Source organism: Haemophilus sp. 27098_8_127 (genome assembly GCF_041433495.1).
Classification (GTDB): Bacteria; Pseudomonadota; Gammaproteobacteria; order Enterobacterales; family Pasteurellaceae; genus Haemophilus_D.
The window spans coordinates 1-596 of sequence record NZ_JAPWBP010000029.1 but is presented as its reverse complement, the minus strand read 5'-3'; the positions used below and the strand labels follow the sequence as shown (position 1 = coordinate 596).

The window sequence follows — 596 nt, the reverse complement described above, 5'->3', positions numbered from 1 at the left end:
TGTTGTGTTTTCAACTAAACACTTGATTGCTTTTGTTCAATCAAGATTTTCTTCTTACTCAGACTTTTTCTTATCCTTTAAAGGACTTGAAAGTCTCTTCAGTTTTTCAGCTTGTTTCCTGGTTGTTAAAGAACAGAAATAACATTTTCAGTTATCATCGTTAAATAAACTCATCAAAGCATTTTAAGCATTAAATCAGTCAATTTACTTAACGATGATAAGTGGTGGAGATAAGCGGGATCGAACCGCTGACCTCCTGCGTGCAAGGCAGGCGCTCTCCCAGCTGAGCTATATCCCCATGTCATCGTTTATTTATCACCTTATTCACCTTTATCACTCACTCAGTTTGAGTGGTGGGTCTGAGTGGACTTGAACCACCGACCTCACCCTTATCAGGGGTGCGCTCTAACCACCTGAGCTACAGACCCAAGGGAATAACGGCTTTCTGCTCAATATTGTCTACAATATATCAATCAATCTGTGTGGACACTTATTGTCTCTCGTTTTTGGTAAGGAGGTGATCCAACCGCAGGTTCCCCTACGGTTACCTTGTTACGACTTCACCCCAGTCATGAATCATACCGTGGTAAACGCCC

General features: G+C 41.9%; 2 tRNA genes and 1 rRNA gene. All 3 read right to left on the bottom strand.

Annotated features, from left to right (window positions below):
- Positions 1 to 222: 222 nt before the first annotated feature.
- Positions 223 to 298: transfer RNA gene (locus O3746_RS10340), tRNA-Ala, on the bottom strand.
- 53 nt (positions 299 to 351) lie between these two features.
- Positions 352 to 428 (bottom strand) — tRNA-Ile (locus O3746_RS10335).
- Positions 429 to 510: 82 nt separating this feature from the next.
- Positions 511 to 596: ribosomal RNA gene (locus O3746_RS10330) — 16S ribosomal RNA — on the bottom strand; the annotation flags it as partial.